Annotated in this window: 14 protein-coding genes and 1 tRNA gene; 10 read left to right on the top strand and 5 right to left on the bottom strand. The window is 43.6% G+C overall.

The features are described 5' to 3' along the window. The first annotated feature begins 26 nt into the window (after positions 1 to 26). The 6 genes from accD (at position 27) to ACT3TU_RS00870 (ending at position 8130) form a co-directional block, all read left to right on the top strand. Positions 27 to 980, top strand: coding sequence for an acetyl-CoA carboxylase, carboxyltransferase subunit beta (gene accD / locus ACT3TU_RS00895; protein ID WP_444783928.1), 954 nt, complete (start codon positions 27 to 29; stop codon positions 978 to 980). A gap of 357 nt (positions 981 to 1337) precedes the next feature. Next, positions 1338 to 2714: a bifunctional tetrahydrofolate synthase/dihydrofolate synthase gene (folC, locus tag ACT3TU_RS00890; protein ID WP_192523448.1), complete on the top strand. Its 1377-nt coding sequence runs from the start codon at positions 1338 to 1340 to the stop codon at positions 2712 to 2714. A gap of 248 nt (positions 2715 to 2962) precedes the next feature. After that, a complete protein-coding gene (locus ACT3TU_RS00885; protein ID WP_444783927.1) occupies positions 2963 to 4192 on the top strand; it encodes an SPOR and LysM peptidoglycan-binding domain-containing protein in 1230 nt (409 codons plus the stop codon). A 305-nt stretch (positions 4193 to 4497) separates the two neighbouring features. Next, on the top strand, positions 4498 to 5028 hold the full coding sequence (locus ACT3TU_RS00880; protein ID WP_444783926.1) for a DUF2726 domain-containing protein: 531 nt from the start codon (positions 4498 to 4500) through the stop codon (positions 5026 to 5028). A 260-nt stretch (positions 5029 to 5288) separates the two neighbouring features. Then, the gene (locus ACT3TU_RS00875; RefSeq protein WP_444783925.1) at positions 5289 to 6746 is read left to right on the top strand and encodes a hypothetical protein; all 1458 of its coding nucleotides are present in this window, start codon (positions 5289 to 5291) and stop codon (positions 6744 to 6746) included. Between the two features lie 121 nt (positions 6747 to 6867). Beyond that, positions 6868 to 8130: a hypothetical protein gene (locus ACT3TU_RS00870; RefSeq protein ID WP_444783924.1), complete on the top strand. Its 1263-nt coding sequence runs from the start codon at positions 6868 to 6870 to the stop codon at positions 8128 to 8130. Positions 8131 to 8184: 54 nt separating this feature from the next. Here ACT3TU_RS00870 and ACT3TU_RS00865 read toward each other — a convergent pair whose 3' ends face one another. The 5 genes from ACT3TU_RS00865 to gatC form a co-directional block, all read right to left on the bottom strand. Next, positions 8185 to 9153 (bottom strand): DUF1853 family protein, encoded by a 969-nt coding sequence (locus ACT3TU_RS00865; protein WP_444783923.1) that lies wholly within the window; start codon positions 9151 to 9153, stop codon positions 8185 to 8187. A gap of 169 nt (positions 9154 to 9322) precedes the next feature. After that, positions 9323 to 9399, bottom strand: a tRNA-Pro gene (locus tag ACT3TU_RS00860). A gap of 114 nt (positions 9400 to 9513) precedes the next feature. Continuing rightward, entirely contained in the window at positions 9514 to 11043 is a 1530-nt protein-coding gene (gatB, locus tag ACT3TU_RS00855) for an Asp-tRNA(Asn)/Glu-tRNA(Gln) amidotransferase subunit GatB (RefSeq protein WP_444783922.1), read from the bottom strand. Continuing rightward, complete coding sequence (gatA, locus tag ACT3TU_RS00850) at positions 11043 to 12539, bottom strand: Asp-tRNA(Asn)/Glu-tRNA(Gln) amidotransferase subunit GatA (RefSeq protein ID WP_192523455.1); 1497 nt, start codon at positions 12537 to 12539, stop codon at positions 11043 to 11045. Before gatA ends, gatB begins: the two co-directional genes overlap by 1 nt. Positions 12540 to 12605: 66 nt before the next feature. Beyond that, positions 12606 to 12920 carry an Asp-tRNA(Asn)/Glu-tRNA(Gln) amidotransferase subunit GatC gene (gatC, locus tag ACT3TU_RS00845; protein WP_192523456.1) on the bottom strand — a complete coding sequence of 105 codons (315 nt, stop codon included), beginning with the start codon at positions 12918 to 12920 and terminating at the stop codon, positions 12606 to 12608. Between the two features lie 587 nt (positions 12921 to 13507). On the opposite strand from gatC, the gene ACT3TU_RS00840 reads away from it, so the two are divergent. The 4 genes from ACT3TU_RS00840 to ACT3TU_RS00825 all read left to right on the top strand — a co-directional run bounded on the left by ACT3TU_RS00840 (position 13508) and on the right by ACT3TU_RS00825 (position 17064). Beyond that, on the top strand, positions 13508 to 14545 hold the full coding sequence (locus ACT3TU_RS00840; protein ID WP_444783945.1) for a rod shape-determining protein: 1038 nt from the start codon (positions 13508 to 13510) through the stop codon (positions 14543 to 14545). Between the two features lie 174 nt (positions 14546 to 14719). Further along, entirely contained in the window at positions 14720 to 15580 is an 861-nt protein-coding gene (gene mreC / locus ACT3TU_RS00835) for a rod shape-determining protein MreC (RefSeq protein ID WP_444783921.1), read from the top strand. 136 nt (positions 15581 to 15716) lie between these two features. After that, positions 15717 to 16202, top strand: a complete 486-nt coding sequence (gene mreD, locus ACT3TU_RS00830) for a rod shape-determining protein MreD (protein WP_444783920.1) — start codon at positions 15717 to 15719, stop codon at positions 16200 to 16202. 178 nt (positions 16203 to 16380) lie between these two features. Beyond that, a complete protein-coding gene (locus tag ACT3TU_RS00825; RefSeq protein ID WP_444783919.1) occupies positions 16381 to 17064 on the top strand; it encodes a Maf family protein in 684 nt (227 codons plus the stop codon). Positions 17065 to 17067: the final 3 nt, after the last annotated feature.

Genomic DNA, 17067 nt, shown 5'->3' with positions numbered 1-17067 from the left:
GCCAACTTGTCGATAAGCCTTAGATAATGGCGAATAATATGACTGATACGATAACAAAACCAGATACGAATAACGATGGTGCTACGAGCGCTCAGCAAAGTGGCAATACGGCTGGGCAGTCGTGGTTTAATCGCCCGATACCGGGTATTAAACAGCAGTTGACGGCACCTCTGACGGCAGTAGAAACCGAGCCGTCAACGAAATGTAGCAACTGTCATTCGATGATTACCAATACCGCGCTGATTTTTAACTGCTATGTTTGCCCACATTGTGACCATCATTTACCAATGAGCGCTCGTGAGCGTTTGAACTGGCTGCTTGAGCAAGTAGATGGCGAGCTTGGGCAAGAGTTTGTTGCCAAAGACCCGTTAAAATTTGTGGACAGTAAGCCGTATCCACAGCGTATGACAGAAGCCCAAGAGAAAACAGGTGAGTCTGAGGCGCTGATTGTGATGTATGGTAAATTGCACAATCTTGATGTGGTGGCTTGTGCCTTTGACTTCCGCTTTATGGGTGGCTCTATGGGGTCGGTGGTTGGCGACCGTTTTGTCCAAGCTGCTGAAAAAGCGCTGGAAGATAAAGTACCTTTGGTATGCTTTGCAGCCTCTGGCGGTGCGCGTATGCAAGAAGGCTTATTGTCATTGATGCAAATGGCAAGAACTGGCGCGGCGATTGAACGTTTAAGAATCGCGGGTATACCCTATATCGTGGTGCTGACCAATCCTGTATATGGCGGTGTCACCGCATCGCTTGCCATGCTCGGTGATATTCATTTAGCAGAGCCAAAAGCGATGATTGGCTTTGCTGGCAAGCGGGTGATTGAACAAACGGTGCGTGAGACGTTAGAAGAACCATTCCAGCGTGCTGAGTTCTTATTAGAACATGGCGTGGTTGATGAAGTGGTACACCGTCATCAGCTAATCGATACTATTTATCGTTTGTTAGCAAAACTATGCCATGTACCTAATGTCGATGCTTAAAATTGGTAATTGAGAGATGTAATCAAAGATTAATCGGTCTCTTATTAGCTATATAACGCTTTAACAGCGTGCTAATATCTACCAATTATGCAAAACTAACGAATAGCATTTATCGTCAATCACGGTAAATGCTATTTTTGCTTTTTGGTCAGGCAGTTGTATATAGTTAAAATACTTTAAAAACGCTACGATACTGCGGGTATAGTTTTTTTGTAGCCTCTGTCTGCGTAGGCACAGCAAGCAAGAAAAAACGGTACCTGCAGTACGTGATGTATCGATTTTACGTTTCACTGACTATACTGTCTTATTTTTTAAACGTCTGCTTTCTATTCGAATATTCTAATATAGGTTCTACCCATGTCTGACTCTTTACTTGCCAACCCTAATACTCCCACTGAGCACTCTAACTTGACAGAATGGCTTGATTATATGCAGCAGATTCATGTCTCGGCGATAGATATGGGGTTGTCTAGAGTACTGCCAGTGGCTGAGGCGTTAGGCGTAGTAAAGTCAGCGAAAGACGACGCCTATGTATTTACTGTGGCGGGCACCAATGGTAAAGGCTCGACGACGGCTGTTATCGCCCAAATGTGTCAAGCAGCAGGTTATAAAACGGCTTTATATCAATCACCGCATTTAAGTGTTTTTAATGAGCGCGTGCGTATTAATGGCGAAATGGTCAGTGATGCAACCTTAATTAACGCCTTTAACAAAGTAGAAGCAGCGCGTCTAAAATGTGATTTAACGTTATCGTTTTTTGAGATGACGACGCTAGCTGCATTACTGATATTTGCGGAAGCGGATTGTGATGTTTGGGTATTAGAAGTTGGTTTGGGCGGTCGCTTGGATGTGGTCAATATTATTGATCCTGATACGGCAGTGATTACCAATATAGCTATCGATCATGTCGATTGGTTGGGTGATAATGTCGAAGCTATTGGTGCCGAAAAAGCAGGTATTTTACGTGATGATATTACCGTGGTTTATGGCGCTACTGAAATGCCATCTAGCGTACAACAGGCTATCGATTCCCATCAGGCGACTTGTTATCAAGTGGGTGTGGATTTTAGTTACCGTGAAATGAATGCAACTACTTGGCAATATAGTAATGCCGCTGTCACTATGCAGCTGCCACGACCAGCATTATCGTTAACCAATACTGCCAATGCGTTATCAGCGGTACTCGCAAGTCCGTTAAACGTTGATACCAATGCTATCGAGCAAGCTTTGCAAACCACTAAGCTCGCTGGACGATTTGATTATCGCGAGATGCATAATCGTCATTGGTTGTTTGATGTGGCGCATAACGAGCAAGGCGTTGAGTTCTTATTGGCACAATTATTACCACTTTGGCAGCAGCATTTAACCAAGCAAAACACCACTGATGCCCCAAATCAAAACAACAACCAAGCTAACAATAAACCTGCCAGTATTAAAATGCTGTTTTCCATGCTGGGCGACAAAGATATTAATAAAGTCGTCCAACGTTTGACCGCCGCAGGGTTACCCATTAGTGATTGGTTCATTGCTGAAATTGACTATCCACGCGCAGCCAGTACTGAGCAGCTGCAAGATATATTAGTAACTTATGTCGATGGTGCTCAAATACATACGTTTGAACATTTACCAGAGGCGACCCAAGCGGTTATCAAGGCTAGTCAGCCGCAAGACTTAATTGTGGTATGCGGCTCGTTTCATACCATTGGTGAGGCGCTAGCGGCATTAAGAATGTGATAATTTAGGTTAAAACAGCAACAGTTTAATGTTAATCTTAGTAATTGCGTGATGGCAGACAGCATGAAAAATATGCTTTATAATCAAGATGATTTAGAGCGCTGATATTAGAAGCTCTGCATACGATTTGAAAATCGATGAACGTAACTGGCGGCAATGTTTGTTTAGCAACGCTATCTATATTAGAGTTTTGAGACAATGGCTGCGCCGCTCAATCAACCTTATTACCAACTAAGAGACGTAAACGGATGAACTTTTCGAGACAAGCCTTATTGGGCATTGGGATGATTATCGGCGGTAGTGTGATGCTATACGCCATGGTGCAACAAATTGGGGATAGTAATAAATCACAGCCAACGTCAGTTATGGTCGATAAACCAAGTACTGAGCAAAAAGTGTCTCAGCCACTCACGACTGATATCGAAACTGAAAAACGTATCTTGGCCCAAAAACAAAAAGAGCGTGCCGCGCGTGTTGCCGAACAAGAAAAGCGTGCTAAGCAGTTTTTAACCGAACAAGAAGCCGCTGAAGCACAGGCATTGGCAAAAGCACGTGCTGAAAGTCAGCAGTATTTGGCAAGCAGTAAGCCCGCTACTAAGGATAAAGACAGCGAAGAGAAAAAAGACACACTTGAAACACCAACCACAAAACCTACAAGTGATAATACAGCAACGACGACTGCTGAGACTGACACTGACTCGAATGCTAGCGAGCAGAAAAAAGCGGCCGAGGCACAACAGGAAGCCCAGCGCCAAGCTGCTGTTGAAGAACAAGCGGCCGCTAAAAAGCTAGCGGAGAGTAAAAAAGAGGCGGAAGCAAAAAGGCAGGCTGAGGCTAAAAAACAAGCCGCTGCGAAAAAACAGGCTGAAGCCCAAGCTTTGGCTGAGAAAAAGAGAAAGGCCGAAGAAGCAGCTAAAAAAGAGCCACCAAAATCACCTTCTGATTATCAAGTCAAAAGAGGCGACGGGCTGATTAAGCTGGCTAGACAATACAATATGCCGGTAGAGGTGTTGGCACAGGCTAATAATATCTCACCAAAGGCATCACTACAGCTGGGTCAAAACATAACCATCCCATCTCGTAAGCAAGTACAACGTCTAGAGCGTGAAGCGGCAGCTGCCGAAAAAGCGCGTGAAGACAAGCGTCAAAAAGAAGAAGCATTGGCTAAGAAAACGGCTGATGCCAAGCGCGATGCCCAACAAAAACTCAGTGAAGCTCGTAAAGAGGTGAAAGAGACTGATGCCAAAGGTAGCTTTGGGGTGCAAGTAGCATTGGCGAATAATCAGACCAAAGCCGACGAGATGGCAAAGACATTTCAGGAAGCTGGCTATCAAGTGAAGACCAGTCGCACCAGTCGCGGTGTCCGTGTCATAGTGGGGCCTGAGCGTGGGAAAGTAGCGGCTTTGGCATTAAAAGACAAGATTAATAGTGATCCTAAGGTCAATACTACCGGTGCTTGGGTTTTATACTGGCGCTAGGTATTGTTTAGTTTGTTTTCAGGTAATAATCTTCAACCAAACATTATTACTTGAACCAAGTTGGCTTAGATTCTCATTGCTTACTACCATTCATATTAAAACACGACACCTACTGTCGTGTTTTTTGTTTTAGTGTTTGCCGATTGCTATCAGCTTAGCTACGATGAGCGCCGTTTATTTTTTCTGTTTCTCTCTGTATAACCTGTCAGCCTATAAAGGCTGCCTTGCAGCGGTCGGATATGCGTGATGATTTGAATCATTCATCAACCACAATCGTCTGCTTTAATCATGTATAAGGTAAAACCATGCCATTTGGCGTTATATTTTTAATACTGGCGGTTGGCTTTTTAGGGCTAATTACCTTACCAAAACTGTTGTCCAAACCTCAAAGCATTGAGCCTGATCCAAAGCCTGTACGCGGTGATGAATTGGCCATTTGGCCATTCGCGCCCATGCCAATCATGACCGATACTGAAGTAATATTTTTTAATAAGTTAAAGAACGCCTTGCCTGAATATCATATCTTTGTCCAAGTCCAGCTGTCACGAATCATCGAAGCCAATAGTAATGAAACCTCCGAACGTAGTTTTTGGTTTAATCGTATTTGTCGCCAAAGCGTCGATTATGTGATTGTTGATATCGATGCTCAGACGACACTGGTTGCCATCGAGCTGGATGATTGGACGCATAGCAGCAAAGCACGGCAAAAAGCTGATGATAAAAAAGATAAGGCGCTTGCTAGTGCTGGCATTGCTATCGTGCGTTTTCACGCCGAGCGTATGCCCAGTGCTGATATGCTTAGGTACGAGCTGATGCAGGTGATTGAGAGTTATTAATGTAACAGGTGCATCACTCATCATAAAATAATTGTCATTTAACAGAGTATAAAATACATACTTAATATTTAAGTAACATATCCATAATAATTATTTACCTTATAGACTAAATTTGCTAATAAATGTATGATTCGTTATTAATAAGTAGACTTAAGTTTTCTTATTCCTAAACAGACTTTTAGGCAACTAAATATTACGAATATGAATAAGTCGATTAATTTCTATTCTAAAAATATCACTACAGGATAAAGGATTATTTTATGAAAATGTTTAAATTAACGGCATTAGCGCTAGCCAGTACATTAGTATTAGTAGGTTGTGGTGATGATAACGACAATAATGTGTCAGCTGGCAATGGGACAACGACGCCAGATGTACCCGTTAAGCCACCTGTAGATAATAATTTGTCTGAGATTGATCAAGCTAAAGAGATGATTCGTACCGCTAAGCTATTCGTTAGTGATAATTTAGCCGTGACCAATGTATATAAAGGCGCGAGTGATATTCTTACGGAGAAGCAAGAAGCGCGACTTAGTTATACTTTTGATGTGCCAAACAGCCTTTATTATTACATGCAAGAAAATGATTTATCACAATTAAAAGCGGCTGATATTGTTGCTTTGGCTAATGATCAAGAATTCAATAATATTTTAGGTGAATTAGCATTGACGCCAGAGAGTGGTTTTTTAGCGACATTGAATGCTGATGGGCAGTTTCAGCTTTCAGGTGCCACTAAGGTAGTCGTTAAAGAATACGATTATATATATAACCCAAGTACTGGTACATATAAAGAAACGCTTGTTAATCAAGATACTTTCAAGACTGTCTATGAAGGTTTTGAAAATGCATTAAGCTCTAATACGAATAGTGCTAGTTTCAATGGCGGTATTGGATTTAAGAGTCTAAAAATAGGGTCTGGCTCTGATCTTGTGACTCTTAGCTCAACTAAAGGCTTCACTGTTAGTGGTCAGTTTAGTGATAAAATCGTGGTCGATGACGAGTTTGACCTTAATGATGTAAACAGAGCGGGCATCACTTTAGAAAAAGCGGTAATAAAGTTAGGCAATCTAAAGCTAACTGCTAACGATAGTGTTATCGAAGCAAAAAACTTTGAATTTGCTGCGTTAGATATCAGTAAAAAGCTGGCAGATAATAGCTTAGTGGTAAGAACCATCCCTTACAAACTTGCTATAACCGGCAATATGACTAAGAAAAAGCCTGCGACCAATGTAGAAATTACACTTAACGCTAATGCCAATGATGCTGACATTAAAAACTTCTTGATAGTGACTGATGCAGGTAATATTGAAGAAACGGCGAATAAATACGTAGGTATGGAAATAGTGTTGGCTATCAAAGGTAATGTGACCAAAAAGGGCGCAACGACTATTCCACTTGATTTTCAAGCCAATCTTAAACGTACTGCTCGTAACGTCATTGAGTTAGAAGGTCTCAAAGCCAGTGTAGAAGGTAAAAGCTTATTTGTCACAGGTAAGTCCACCTTAGACAGTAATTACGATGTGGTCAGCACACAGTTTTTAGTTGAGCAAAACAAAGCGTCGATCAAATTAAATGTTGATGCCGATGGTGACTTCATTAAAGACACTGCCGGCAAGCTGGGTGATATCATGGTTAATGACAAAGACTATGGCGATTTGATGGATAATGATGGCAAAATCACAGCCAAGTTTATTGATGATAGTTTGATAATCCTATAATCGAGCCTTGTCTCATATTAACTCTCAAACGTTGTTAGTAGCGATTGAGCTATAGCAAAATAAGAAAAGAGACAGCTCATACTGTCTCTTTTTTATGCCCTCTAATAAACATGAGAAACTTATGTCTTGCTGTCATTTATCTTGTTACCCTGTTTTATCTAATATTTTAGTCTCGCGTTTTTGTCAGCTTACGCTGATTACTATATCAACTGTGGTTGCGATAGCAGTATCCACAGCTGCTATCGCTCAAGATAATCAGACTGCTAATATTGCTGAGAAAAGATTTGATCTAAACACTCAAACAATAGGCTTGCTAGACAGTCAGCCCAAACAATCAGATGCTCAGATAGATTGGTCTGTAATGGCTACGGCTCATAGTCCGACGCAGCCTATCGCGGCATTTTTGGATGATTGGAATGCACCGCTGGACTCGGGTGATCATGCTTATGCTCAAGGAAGAACATCACTTGCGATTCGTCCTGCTGGCAGCGCTATTAGCTATGGATTAGGGTGGCGTTATGATTATTTGATGACTTTTAGTGAGGAAACTGCGGAAGTTTATTGGCAATATGAAAATGAACAGCCTTCAAGTACCAGCCAGACGTACCCTTTATTTTTAGAGGCCAAGCATAATGAAAGGTTCGGTGCCAATATTGGCTTGACGCAGCAGCTTATGCCTAACTGGCAATTGACGACTCGTGCCAACGTTTGGCAGGGCTTACATGCGTTAGAAGGTAAGGTAATCGGCGATGTGAGCACTAGAGCATTACCAGATAATAAGGTCACAGATATTCGAGACAGTTTAGATAAAACCAATGCGTATATTGACTATTACTATGATCAACCGGCGCTAGGAGAGGAAAATCTAAACTGGAATCCTGCGAAACCTTCGGGATATGGCTATTCACTCGATTTGCAGCTCATAGGTCAGTTATCTGATAGCACACAATTATCTCTTCGCGGCTACGATATTCTCGGGCGTATGCATTGGAAAGATATGCCAAGCACGCGATATGCGTTGGATTATGATGTCAATGGTCGACCTCTATATACGATAGAAGGGCAGTTAAGTACTGATGATGTCACTCAAACATTGCCGTGGCGCGTCGAAGGTAGTATCCAGCATCAATTAGACAGTCAATGGCAGCTTGGGATACATGGTCAAGTAAATGAGATTCAGGACTTGTATCAGCTATCAGCAGGCTATCAAACGACTCATGATAAACTTCCTATTACGATTACTGGTCTAATAGAACCGCAGACGCAGGCATTGGGTTTGGCGCTAGACAGTCGCTACGTTGGCATCAAATTACTAACCGATAGTCTTGATTCAGAAAAAGCCAAACGCAGTGAAATTAGTCTATATGGACGTTATGCTTGGTAGTTTAGTAAATATATATCAATGAAGAAGCGCGATTCTGATCTAGAGTGATAAGGGTTACTGATATTTATCATCTACTGGATCGTGCTGGGTAGGATAAATGACTATTGGTCTATCGCCTGCAAAGTACAGTCCTGTTTTTAGTGTGCCATTTTCATCGTAGGTAAAAGACGGTTGACATCCATCGTAAAAATCACGTTTACTAAACCATTCAATATAATGGGCGGATCGCAAGATGGTCATATCAATCGTAGCAAGATTAAGCTGGTCATCTTTATCACACCATTCGTGCATGGGAAAGCTTGGCGCTAGCCAATCAGGATAATCCAAGTGACCAAACTCCTTGGTATTTATCGGTAAAAAGAAACGTCCTTTTATCACGCCATAACGCTTATCAATTTTGACTTGTCCATGCTTTTCAGTATCCACCCAAACCGTACGAAATTGCTTAGTTTGCATGTGGGTCATTTTACGCTGTAAATTATCATTAGAATTAATCCCAACCCAATTTTCAGGAGCAAATGGCGCTGACCCCATAAAAAACTTAATCGCCAGCTCCCAGTGTTCGACAAGTTTCTCTTGATGATTATACAAAATCAAATCAAGCTCGCCGGTCGTCTGTTTACCATTATATAACTGCACATTATTAGCAAGCGTCTCGTATGGATGTAAATTGCGCGCAAAGCCATCCTCTAACCAAAATGACAATAAGCCTTCAAAATGAAAACCCAAGCGATTAGGGCTAGGGCGCTTTAGTAAATAGCGGGTCAGCTCCTGATAGTCATTGGTGCTATCCAGCTCTTTTAAACGCTGCTGATATGCCTCAAACTGCATTTGCCAAAATATGGCGCTATGTACCTCAACCTCATGCGTATTTTGATGCGGCACGAAGTCCAGCCATTTGGTCAAGACGTTAGGGCAGGCAAGCACATACGCCAAATCACGCACATAAGGTCGCTGGTAAGCTTCCCAAGGTGCGGCATCTATAAGGTGAGTAGAGAGGGGTTGCGCAATAGGCTCGGACATAGGTGAACCAGCATAAAGTAATAGAGTAAAGTATAAGTCATTTACCCTAGCGGCTTGTGTGGTAAAAGTCTATAGGCAATCTTAATCTAGATAATATTAGAAATAATCAATCCAAAAAAAAGCCAACCATTGAAAACAATGATTGGCTTTTCTGTATTACTACTATGTTTGGTCGGAACGGCAGGATTTGAACCTGCGACCACTACACCCCCAGTGTAGTGCGCTACCAGACTGCGCTACGCCCCGAATGACTGACTATTTTACGCAAAATTATGTATATTGCAAGGGCTATTTATTATAGCCAAAATCTACAATAGTATTTTACCTATAATAGTCAGCATAACCAATCAGCAATTGACCTTAACCCAATAGCTCTTTTAGGATTTGGTTGACTTGCTGAGGGTTGGCACTACCGCGACTGGCTTTCATCACTTGTCCGACTAGACCGTTAAAGGCTTTTTCTTTACCGCCGCGATACTCATCGACCATCGTTTGATTATTAGCGATGACTTCTTCAACGATAGCTTTAATCGCGCCAGTATCGGTTTCTTGTTTCAGTCCTTTTTCTTCGATGATTTTATCTGCCGCGTTATCAGCATCGCCGCCTTCGCGCTCATATAGCGCGCTAAAGACTTTTTTGGCTAACTTCCCAGACAGGGTATCATCTTTAATTCGCGCTAGCATGCCAGCCAGTTGCTTGGCACTGATAGGCGAGTCAACGATATCGGTATCGTCTTTATTCAGCGCACCAAGTAGGTCGCCCATGACCCAATTACCAGCCATTTTAGCATCTGCTTGCCCAACTTCTGCAACCACATCTTTAAAATAATCGGCAAGCTGACGGCTACCGGTCAAGATACGGGCGTCGTATTCTGATAGACCCAGCTCCTCTTCAAAACGAGCGCGGCGAGCAACCGGTAGCTCAGGCATCGCCGCTTTAATCTCATCAACCGTATGCTGCTCGATACGCACTGGCAGCAAGTCAGGGTCAGGGAAGTAGCGATAGTCGTTGGCGTCTTCTTTAGTACGCATAACACGAGTTTCGTCTTTATCAGGATCATAAAGCATGGTTGCTTGGATGACTTTACCACCGTCCTCGATGATATCGATTTGACGCTCGATTTCGCGATTGATGGCGCGTTCGATAAAGCGGAATGAGTTGAGGTTTTTTAGCTCAGTACGTGTACCCAGCTCGCTTCCAGGCTCACGTACAGAGACGTTACAATCACAGCGGAATGACCCTTCTGCCATCACCGCATCTGAGATGCCGAGCCAAGTAACCAGCTGATGAATAGCCTTGATGTAAGCAAGTGCTTCATGAGCGGAGCGCATATCAGGCTCGGAGACGATTTCGATTAGCGGCGTACCAGCACGGTTCAAATCCACGCCAGTCATACCATCGACAGCATCATGAACCGATTTACCAGCGTCTTCTTCTAAATGCGCGCGGGTGATACCCATACGTTTGGGGTATTCGTTTTTCTCACCTTCATTGACCACGACATCGATATAGCCTTCGCCTACGATAGGGTTGGCCATCTGGGTAATTTGATAGCCTTTAGGCAAATCAGGATAGAAGTAGTTTTTACGATCAAAGGTATTGAATAAACCCAGTTCGGCATTGACGCCGATACCGAACTTTAGCGCACGCTCTACCACGCCACTATTCAGCACTGGCAACACGCCAGGCAAACCCAAGTCAACGATACTGGCTTGGCTGTTTGGCTCGTGTCCAAAGTCAGTCGGTGCGCTGGAGAATATTTTACTTTCTGTATTAAGCTGGCAGTGAATCTCGATACCGATGACCACTTCATAACCATCGACGAACAGCTCTTTACGAACAGCGTGCTGGCGGACGGCATTGTTATCAGTAGTAGTTGCTGTGTTCATTATACCGTCTCCTTCGCGATGGTAGAGTGTTGCAAGTGGTGATCTGTCTGTTGCTGAAATAGGTGCGCGGTCGATAATAGCTTGCTTTCTTGCCAATATTGACCAATTAATTGCAAGCCAATAGGTAGACCTTCTGATGTTAAACCAACAGGCTGACTGAGCGCAGGTAGACCTGCTAAGTTAACCGCGATGGTATAAACGTCACCCAAATACATAGTCGCGGGGTCAAGATTCTCACTCAGCTTATAAGCAGCTGTTGGTGCCGTTGGACTAGCAATCACATCACAATTGGCAAAGGCTTCCTCGAAGTCTTTAATGATTAAGCGGCGTATTTTTTGTGCTTTGGTATAATAGGCATCGAAGTAACCCGCAGATAGCGCATAAGTACCTGTCAAGATACGGCGCTGTACTTCAGGGCCAAAGCCTTCAGAGCGTGAGCGGGTGTACAAGTCGATTAAGTCTTTTGGGTCTTCACAGCGATAGCCAAAACGCACGCCATCGAAGCGAGATAGGTTCGAAGAGGCTTCTGCTGGTGCCAACATATAGTAAGTGGCAAGGGTAATCTCAGGGTCGGTGATATTGACTTCTACAATCGTCGCACCAAGCTCTTCGTATTTTTTCAAAGCAGCACGTACGGCTTGTTCTACCTCAGCATCAAGCCCAATGCTAAAGTACTCTTTGGCAACACCAATACGTAAGCCAGCAAATGGCTTATCGCCAGCCGCCGCTTCTGCATCGTTTAGGTCTTGTACATAATCAGGCATATCATGGTTGATAGAGGTTGCATCACGTGGGTCATGACCGATCATTGGCTGCAACAGATAAGCGCAGTCTTTGGCGCTACGGCCCATACTGCCAGCCTGGTCAAGGCTTGACGCATAAGCAATCATACCAAAGCGAGAGACGCGACCATAAGTTGGCTTAATGCCGGTTAAGCCACAAAATGAGGCAGGTTGACGAATAGAGCCACCTGTATCACTACCCGTTGCAACTGGTATGAACCCTGCAGCGACGGCTGCTGCACTACCACCTGATGAGCCACCGGGGACGCGTTCTAGATTCCAAGGGTTCTGTACCGTGCCATAGTAAGAGCTGCTATTGTCTGAACCCATCGCAAACTCATCCATATTGAGTTTACCAAGACTAATCATGCCCGCTTTTTCGATGTTAGAGACGATAGTAGCGTTATAGGGTGAGACAAAATTGTGCAGCATTTTGGAGCCACAAGTCGTCAACACACCTTGGGTACAAAAAATATCTTTGTGCGCCATGGGGACACCAAGTAATGGGCGTTTATCGCCTTGCGCGCGCATCTCGTCTGCCGCTTGTGCTTGTGCTAATGCCGTCTCAGAAGTGTGAGTGATAAAGCTGTTAACTTTGCTGTCTAGCGCGTTGATACGCTTGATGTAGTGTTCGGTTAATTCCGCGCTGCTAAATTGTTGGTCTTGCAAGCCTGTAATAAGCTGCTGGGTACTCAATAAATGAAGTTCAGACATAAGGTGTCGTCCGTCAAAATGTTAATAGCATAAAATAAAATAAAGTTAAAAGATAGCGTCGGCAGCCTATTCAATCACTTGTGGTACTAGATACAGTCCTTCTTCAACAGCAGGCGCGACTGATTGATTGCGCTCACGATTGATATCGTGCTTGGCAATATCAGCCCGCAATTCTTGGCAAGCTTCATGAATATTGGCTAACGGTTTGATATCGGTGGTATCCACATTGCCAAGGGTATGCATCAGTTTTAATACTTTACTGATGTCATCGGCATAGCTATCGGCAGTGCTTTCATCGACACCCAAACGCGCAAGGTTGGCAACTTCTAGGATTTCTTCGCGGCTGACATTGCTGTCAGACGTTGATGGTTGCTGAGACATGATTTCTCCAGTGCAGGACAGTTTTTGTTAGAGTGGAATATGGTCAAAATAGGCAAATATTAAAATAAACCAAAATAAGATGTGTATACAGTGGCTTTATTATAAAGCATCTCACTGAAGATTACAGAGCATGACGCTGGATTGCTGCACAATCTTTACTCGAAGCGGCTTTGCAAAGTTGACCAGACAGTTATGGGTTAACCATCAATTGCGCCCCGTTGAGTGACAAAATACGTTACAGTGGGCATTCGCTGCTAAGCAAAAATATCGCCTGGCTGTAACGCCTTGTTAGTTGTTGAATTAAATGATGTTTCGTTAAATGAATTGAGATTGTTTACCATTTTAAATTTTGTAACAACTTTTAGCGCTTAAGCGTAAAATTCTAGCTAACTGGTGCAAATATCTGTGTTTTTTTTGAGCCAAATCGGTATAATTTAGCTCAGTTTTTTCATTTCATCATTATTGCTTCGGTTTGACTTGTTGCGATGATAAACTCTCGCCACAGGTAATGTCTAACGACGACCTGCTCAACACTGATGAGTAACCCCTCAGTCACTCTCATTCGCCTCATTCGTAAGACGCTGGATATATTAGTCATGAACCTGTTTGGATTTTTATCAAATAATATCGCAATCGACCTCGGTACTGCGAACACCCTTATTTTTATTCCTGGTAAAGGCGTGGTGCTCGACGAGCCTACGGTGGTCGCGCTACGAAGCAATCGTACCCAGAACCCTACCGTTGCAGCTGTAGGTGTGGATGCCAAGCAAATGCTAGGCCGTACACCTGCCAATATCACCGCTATTCGTCCCTTAAAAGACGGCGTGATTGCGGACTTTGAAGTGACGCAAAAAATGCTGAAACACTTCATTGCTAAGGTAAAAGCCAAGCGTTTTATGGCGCAGCCTAACGTGGTGGTTTGTGTGCCTTGCAAGTCTACTTTGGTTGAGCGCAAAGCGATTCGTGAAGCGGTGTCGTCAGCAGGCGCAAGCAAAGTACTACTATTAGAGGAACCGATGGCAGCAGCGATTGGTGCTGGCATGCCCGTTCATGAAGCCAGCGGCTCGATGGTGGTTGATATCGGTGGTGGTACGACTGAAATAGCGGTTATTGCGTTGTCAGGTTGCGTTTATGCCGAGTCGATTCGTATCGGTGGCGATATGTTTGACGAAGCCATCATTACTCATGTCCGCCGTACCCATGGTTGCGTGATTGGTGAAACCACCGCTGAACGTATCAAACAAGAAGTCGGTTCTGCATTAAATGAGGACAGTCAATTAGAAGTCGAAGTTCGTGGTCGTAGTATGGCAGAAGGCGTGCCAAAAACCTTTATTGTCAATTCAGAAGAAGTGCAAAAAGCCTTGAGCGACCCACTAAGCGGTATTGTTAGTGCCGTAAAAGCCGCCCTTGAGCAGACGCCGCCAGAATTGTCATCAGACATCGCTGAGCGCGGTATCGTATTGACCGGCGGCGGGGCATTATTACGCGATTTAGACAAGCTGGTTTCAAGAGAAACGGGTTTGCCTGTGACTGTGGCAGAAGAGCCATTAACGTGCGTGAGCCGCGGCGGTGGTATTGCCCTTGATTTTATCAATAACAAGAGTTTGAACATGATTTTTGTTTAATTGATTTTGGTTAAGCATTTTCAATATGATGGTGCGTAATTATTATTGGCATCAACGATTAGGCGAAAAATATAAAATTAAAGGTAGCCGGTTGCGCTGCCTTTAATTGCCTTAATAAATGCCAAAATTTATTACTGGTTACCGCTTACTTTATCATCCCTGAGTTGACGACTTATGACCCCAAGTATTTTTGCGCGCCAACCATTAGCACTACGCAAGGCCGCTATTGTATTGATAGTAGCTTTGATACTGATGTGGTTCGATAGCAAAAACTCAGAGTGGTTTAACCCAATACGTAATACCAGTCATGCCGCCATGCAGCCTATTTATGAGCTGTCGTTGTTACCGAGTTACGCCACGCATTGGGCCAGTGGTAGCATGCAGTCCAAAGAAGCGCTACGCCGTGAAAACATGCAGCTAAAGTCGCAACTTATCCACGCTCAAGCCAAGCTGCAGCAGCAGGATTATATCTTGGCACAAAACGCCCGCCTACAAGGTATCTTATCAACGGCCAAGCCTGAACAGTTTGATTTAAATTTGGCACAGGTAATTGGTACAGATACCAACTTACTGAGACAGATTGTGGTGCTGAATAAAGGCGCACAAGATGGGGCACAGGTCGGACAGACGGTTATCGATGAGGACGGTATTTTAGGACAGATTATCAATGTTTATCCCAATACCAGTCGTTTATTATTGATTACCGATGAACAGCAATCCGTGGCCGTTACCGTCAAGCGTACGGGGCAGCGCGCTATTGTTACCGGTCAAGGTATTCCAACCTCACTTAGTCTCAATTATGTCTTTAAAACCTCAGACGTGCGCGTGGGTGATGAGCTGGTGTCATCGGGTTTGGGTGGACGCATACCAGCAGGCTATCGCGTTGGCCAAATCGCTCATATTGAGGACACTCAAGCCGATAACTTTAGAAGTATCGAAGTGACGCCTGCCGCGAACTTTATTGATAACGCTTATGTGCTGATACTACAAGATAAGCTAGTCAATAAAAACAACAGTGTTATCAATGAGCGTTGATGGTGTGGCAGCTCGCTTAAATTTATACTTATGAGCTAGCTGTTTATCAATGCCTTTTCCGCTACGATGTTCAATCTATCGAACCCCAATCAACACGTTAATAGCTCTCGCTAGACACTTCCTAAGGTAAGTACTCATGTCGCATCCTGATTCTGACAATATAACGGTACTGTTGGTTGTTGCGATTATTCTTAGCTTCGTCGCCGCCTCATCGCTCAATGTCTATCCATTAAGCCCTAGCATGGCAACACTACGCCCTATGGTTATGATAATGGTGCTGATTTTTTGGTTGCTATTTCAGCCACGCTACGTTGGTATCTTTACCGCATTCACCATTGGTCTTATTGCGGATCTACTGATGGATACCCATTTAGGGCAGCAAGCCTTTGCTGCAGTGGTCGTGGCACTGGTTATCAGGATAGCCAGTATCTATATTAAGCAATTAAATACGATTAGTGCATGGTTGATAGCGAGTTTAGGCCTGATAGTTTTTCAGTTGAATCTGTGGATATTACAGATGTTTGTTCAAAATGTCTTTTTTGCAAAATCCGCCTTATCATTAATAATGAGTATCATAAGCTGGCCACTGGTATTACTGGCTTTACGCAAGTTTGCACGTTAATAAAAAGTACCATTACCCGTCGTAGATTCAATCTCAAGAAGATATTAGGCAGTTCTACATAAAACTGATACGTTCGTAGCACTTGTATCGGTTTTAAAGAGAGTCAATTATAGTACGATTGCTTATAAAAGCTCTCAAAGAGAAGCACACTATAAATTTACACAATAAGAGAGTAACGATGGATATCCTTTTAGCCTCTGGTTCACCGCGTCGTCGTGAATTGCTAACAAGAGCGCAGTTAGATTTTAGTACCCTAAGCGTAGACATCGATGAAACGCCACACGACAACGAATCGCCCAAAAACTATATTGAACGTATGGTCGCTGCCAAAGCAGATGCGGCAGTACAACACATCAACCAAACCCTCAAAACTGACCAAGACAATTTTGCCCAACCGCTTATCATTTTGACCTCTGATACCATTGGCGTGCTACCAGATGGTAAGACTGTATTGGTCAAGCCGATCGACCGCGAGCATGCGTATAGCATGTGGCAGCAAATGTCTGATAGTGTCCATGAAGTATGGACGGCAGTGCAGGCCACGCAAGTATCATTATTCCCTAAGCCTTCTAATAACTCAACGCTGGCTAACGGCTCAAATGATGAGCAAGCGTTTCAAGTGGTTAATCAGCAGCAAATTACTGAGCGCACAGAAGTGACCTTTATCCCATTAACTATGGAGATGATGAGTGATTATTGGGATAGCGGCGAGCCTGCTGATAAAGCGGGCGGTTACGGTATCCAAGGCTTAGGTGCTGCATGGGTCAGCCGTATCAATGGCAGTTATACCAATGTCGTTGGTTTACCGCTTTCGCAAACACTAGCACTCATTAAAAAAGTCACAGAAAATAGGGCGTGTTGAACA

Source organism: Psychrobacter sp. AOP3-A1-26 (assembly GCF_052378235.1).
Taxonomy (GTDB): Bacteria; Pseudomonadota; Gammaproteobacteria; order Pseudomonadales; family Moraxellaceae; genus Psychrobacter.
This window is presented reverse-complemented; position numbering and strand designations above follow the sequence as displayed.

Excerpts from the sequence above, each read along its gene's own strand:
- accD (WP_444783928.1), top strand. The coding sequence starts at position 27 with ATGGCGAATAATATGACTGATACGATAACAAAACCAGATACGAATAAC.
- folC (WP_192523448.1), top strand. The coding sequence starts at position 1,338 with ATGTCTGACTCTTTACTTGCCAACCCTAATACTCCCACTGAGCACTCT.
- ACT3TU_RS00885 (WP_444783927.1), top strand. The coding sequence starts at position 2,963 with ATGAACTTTTCGAGACAAGCCTTATTGGGCATTGGGATGATTATCGGC.
- ACT3TU_RS00880 (WP_444783926.1), top strand. The coding sequence starts at position 4,498 with ATGCCATTTGGCGTTATATTTTTAATACTGGCGGTTGGCTTTTTAGGG.
- ACT3TU_RS00875 (WP_444783925.1), top strand. The coding sequence starts at position 5,289 with ATGAAAATGTTTAAATTAACGGCATTAGCGCTAGCCAGTACATTAGTA.
- ACT3TU_RS00870 (WP_444783924.1), top strand. The coding sequence starts at position 6,868 with ATGTCTTGCTGTCATTTATCTTGTTACCCTGTTTTATCTAATATTTTA.
- ACT3TU_RS00865 (WP_444783923.1), bottom strand. The coding sequence starts at position 9,153 with ATGTCCGAGCCTATTGCGCAACCCCTCTCTACTCACCTTATAGATGCC.
- gatB (WP_444783922.1), bottom strand. The coding sequence starts at position 11,043 with ATGAACACAGCAACTACTACTGATAACAATGCCGTCCGCCAGCACGCT.
- gatA (WP_192523455.1), bottom strand. The coding sequence starts at position 12,539 with ATGTCTGAACTTCATTTATTGAGTACCCAGCAGCTTATTACAGGCTTG.
- gatC (WP_192523456.1), bottom strand. The coding sequence starts at position 12,920 with ATGTCTCAGCAACCATCAACGTCTGACAGCAATGTCAGCCGCGAAGAA.
- mreC (WP_444783921.1), top strand. The coding sequence starts at position 14,720 with ATGACCCCAAGTATTTTTGCGCGCCAACCATTAGCACTACGCAAGGCC.
- mreD (WP_444783920.1), top strand. The coding sequence starts at position 15,717 with ATGTCGCATCCTGATTCTGACAATATAACGGTACTGTTGGTTGTTGCG.
- ACT3TU_RS00825 (WP_444783919.1), top strand. The coding sequence starts at position 16,381 with ATGGATATCCTTTTAGCCTCTGGTTCACCGCGTCGTCGTGAATTGCTA.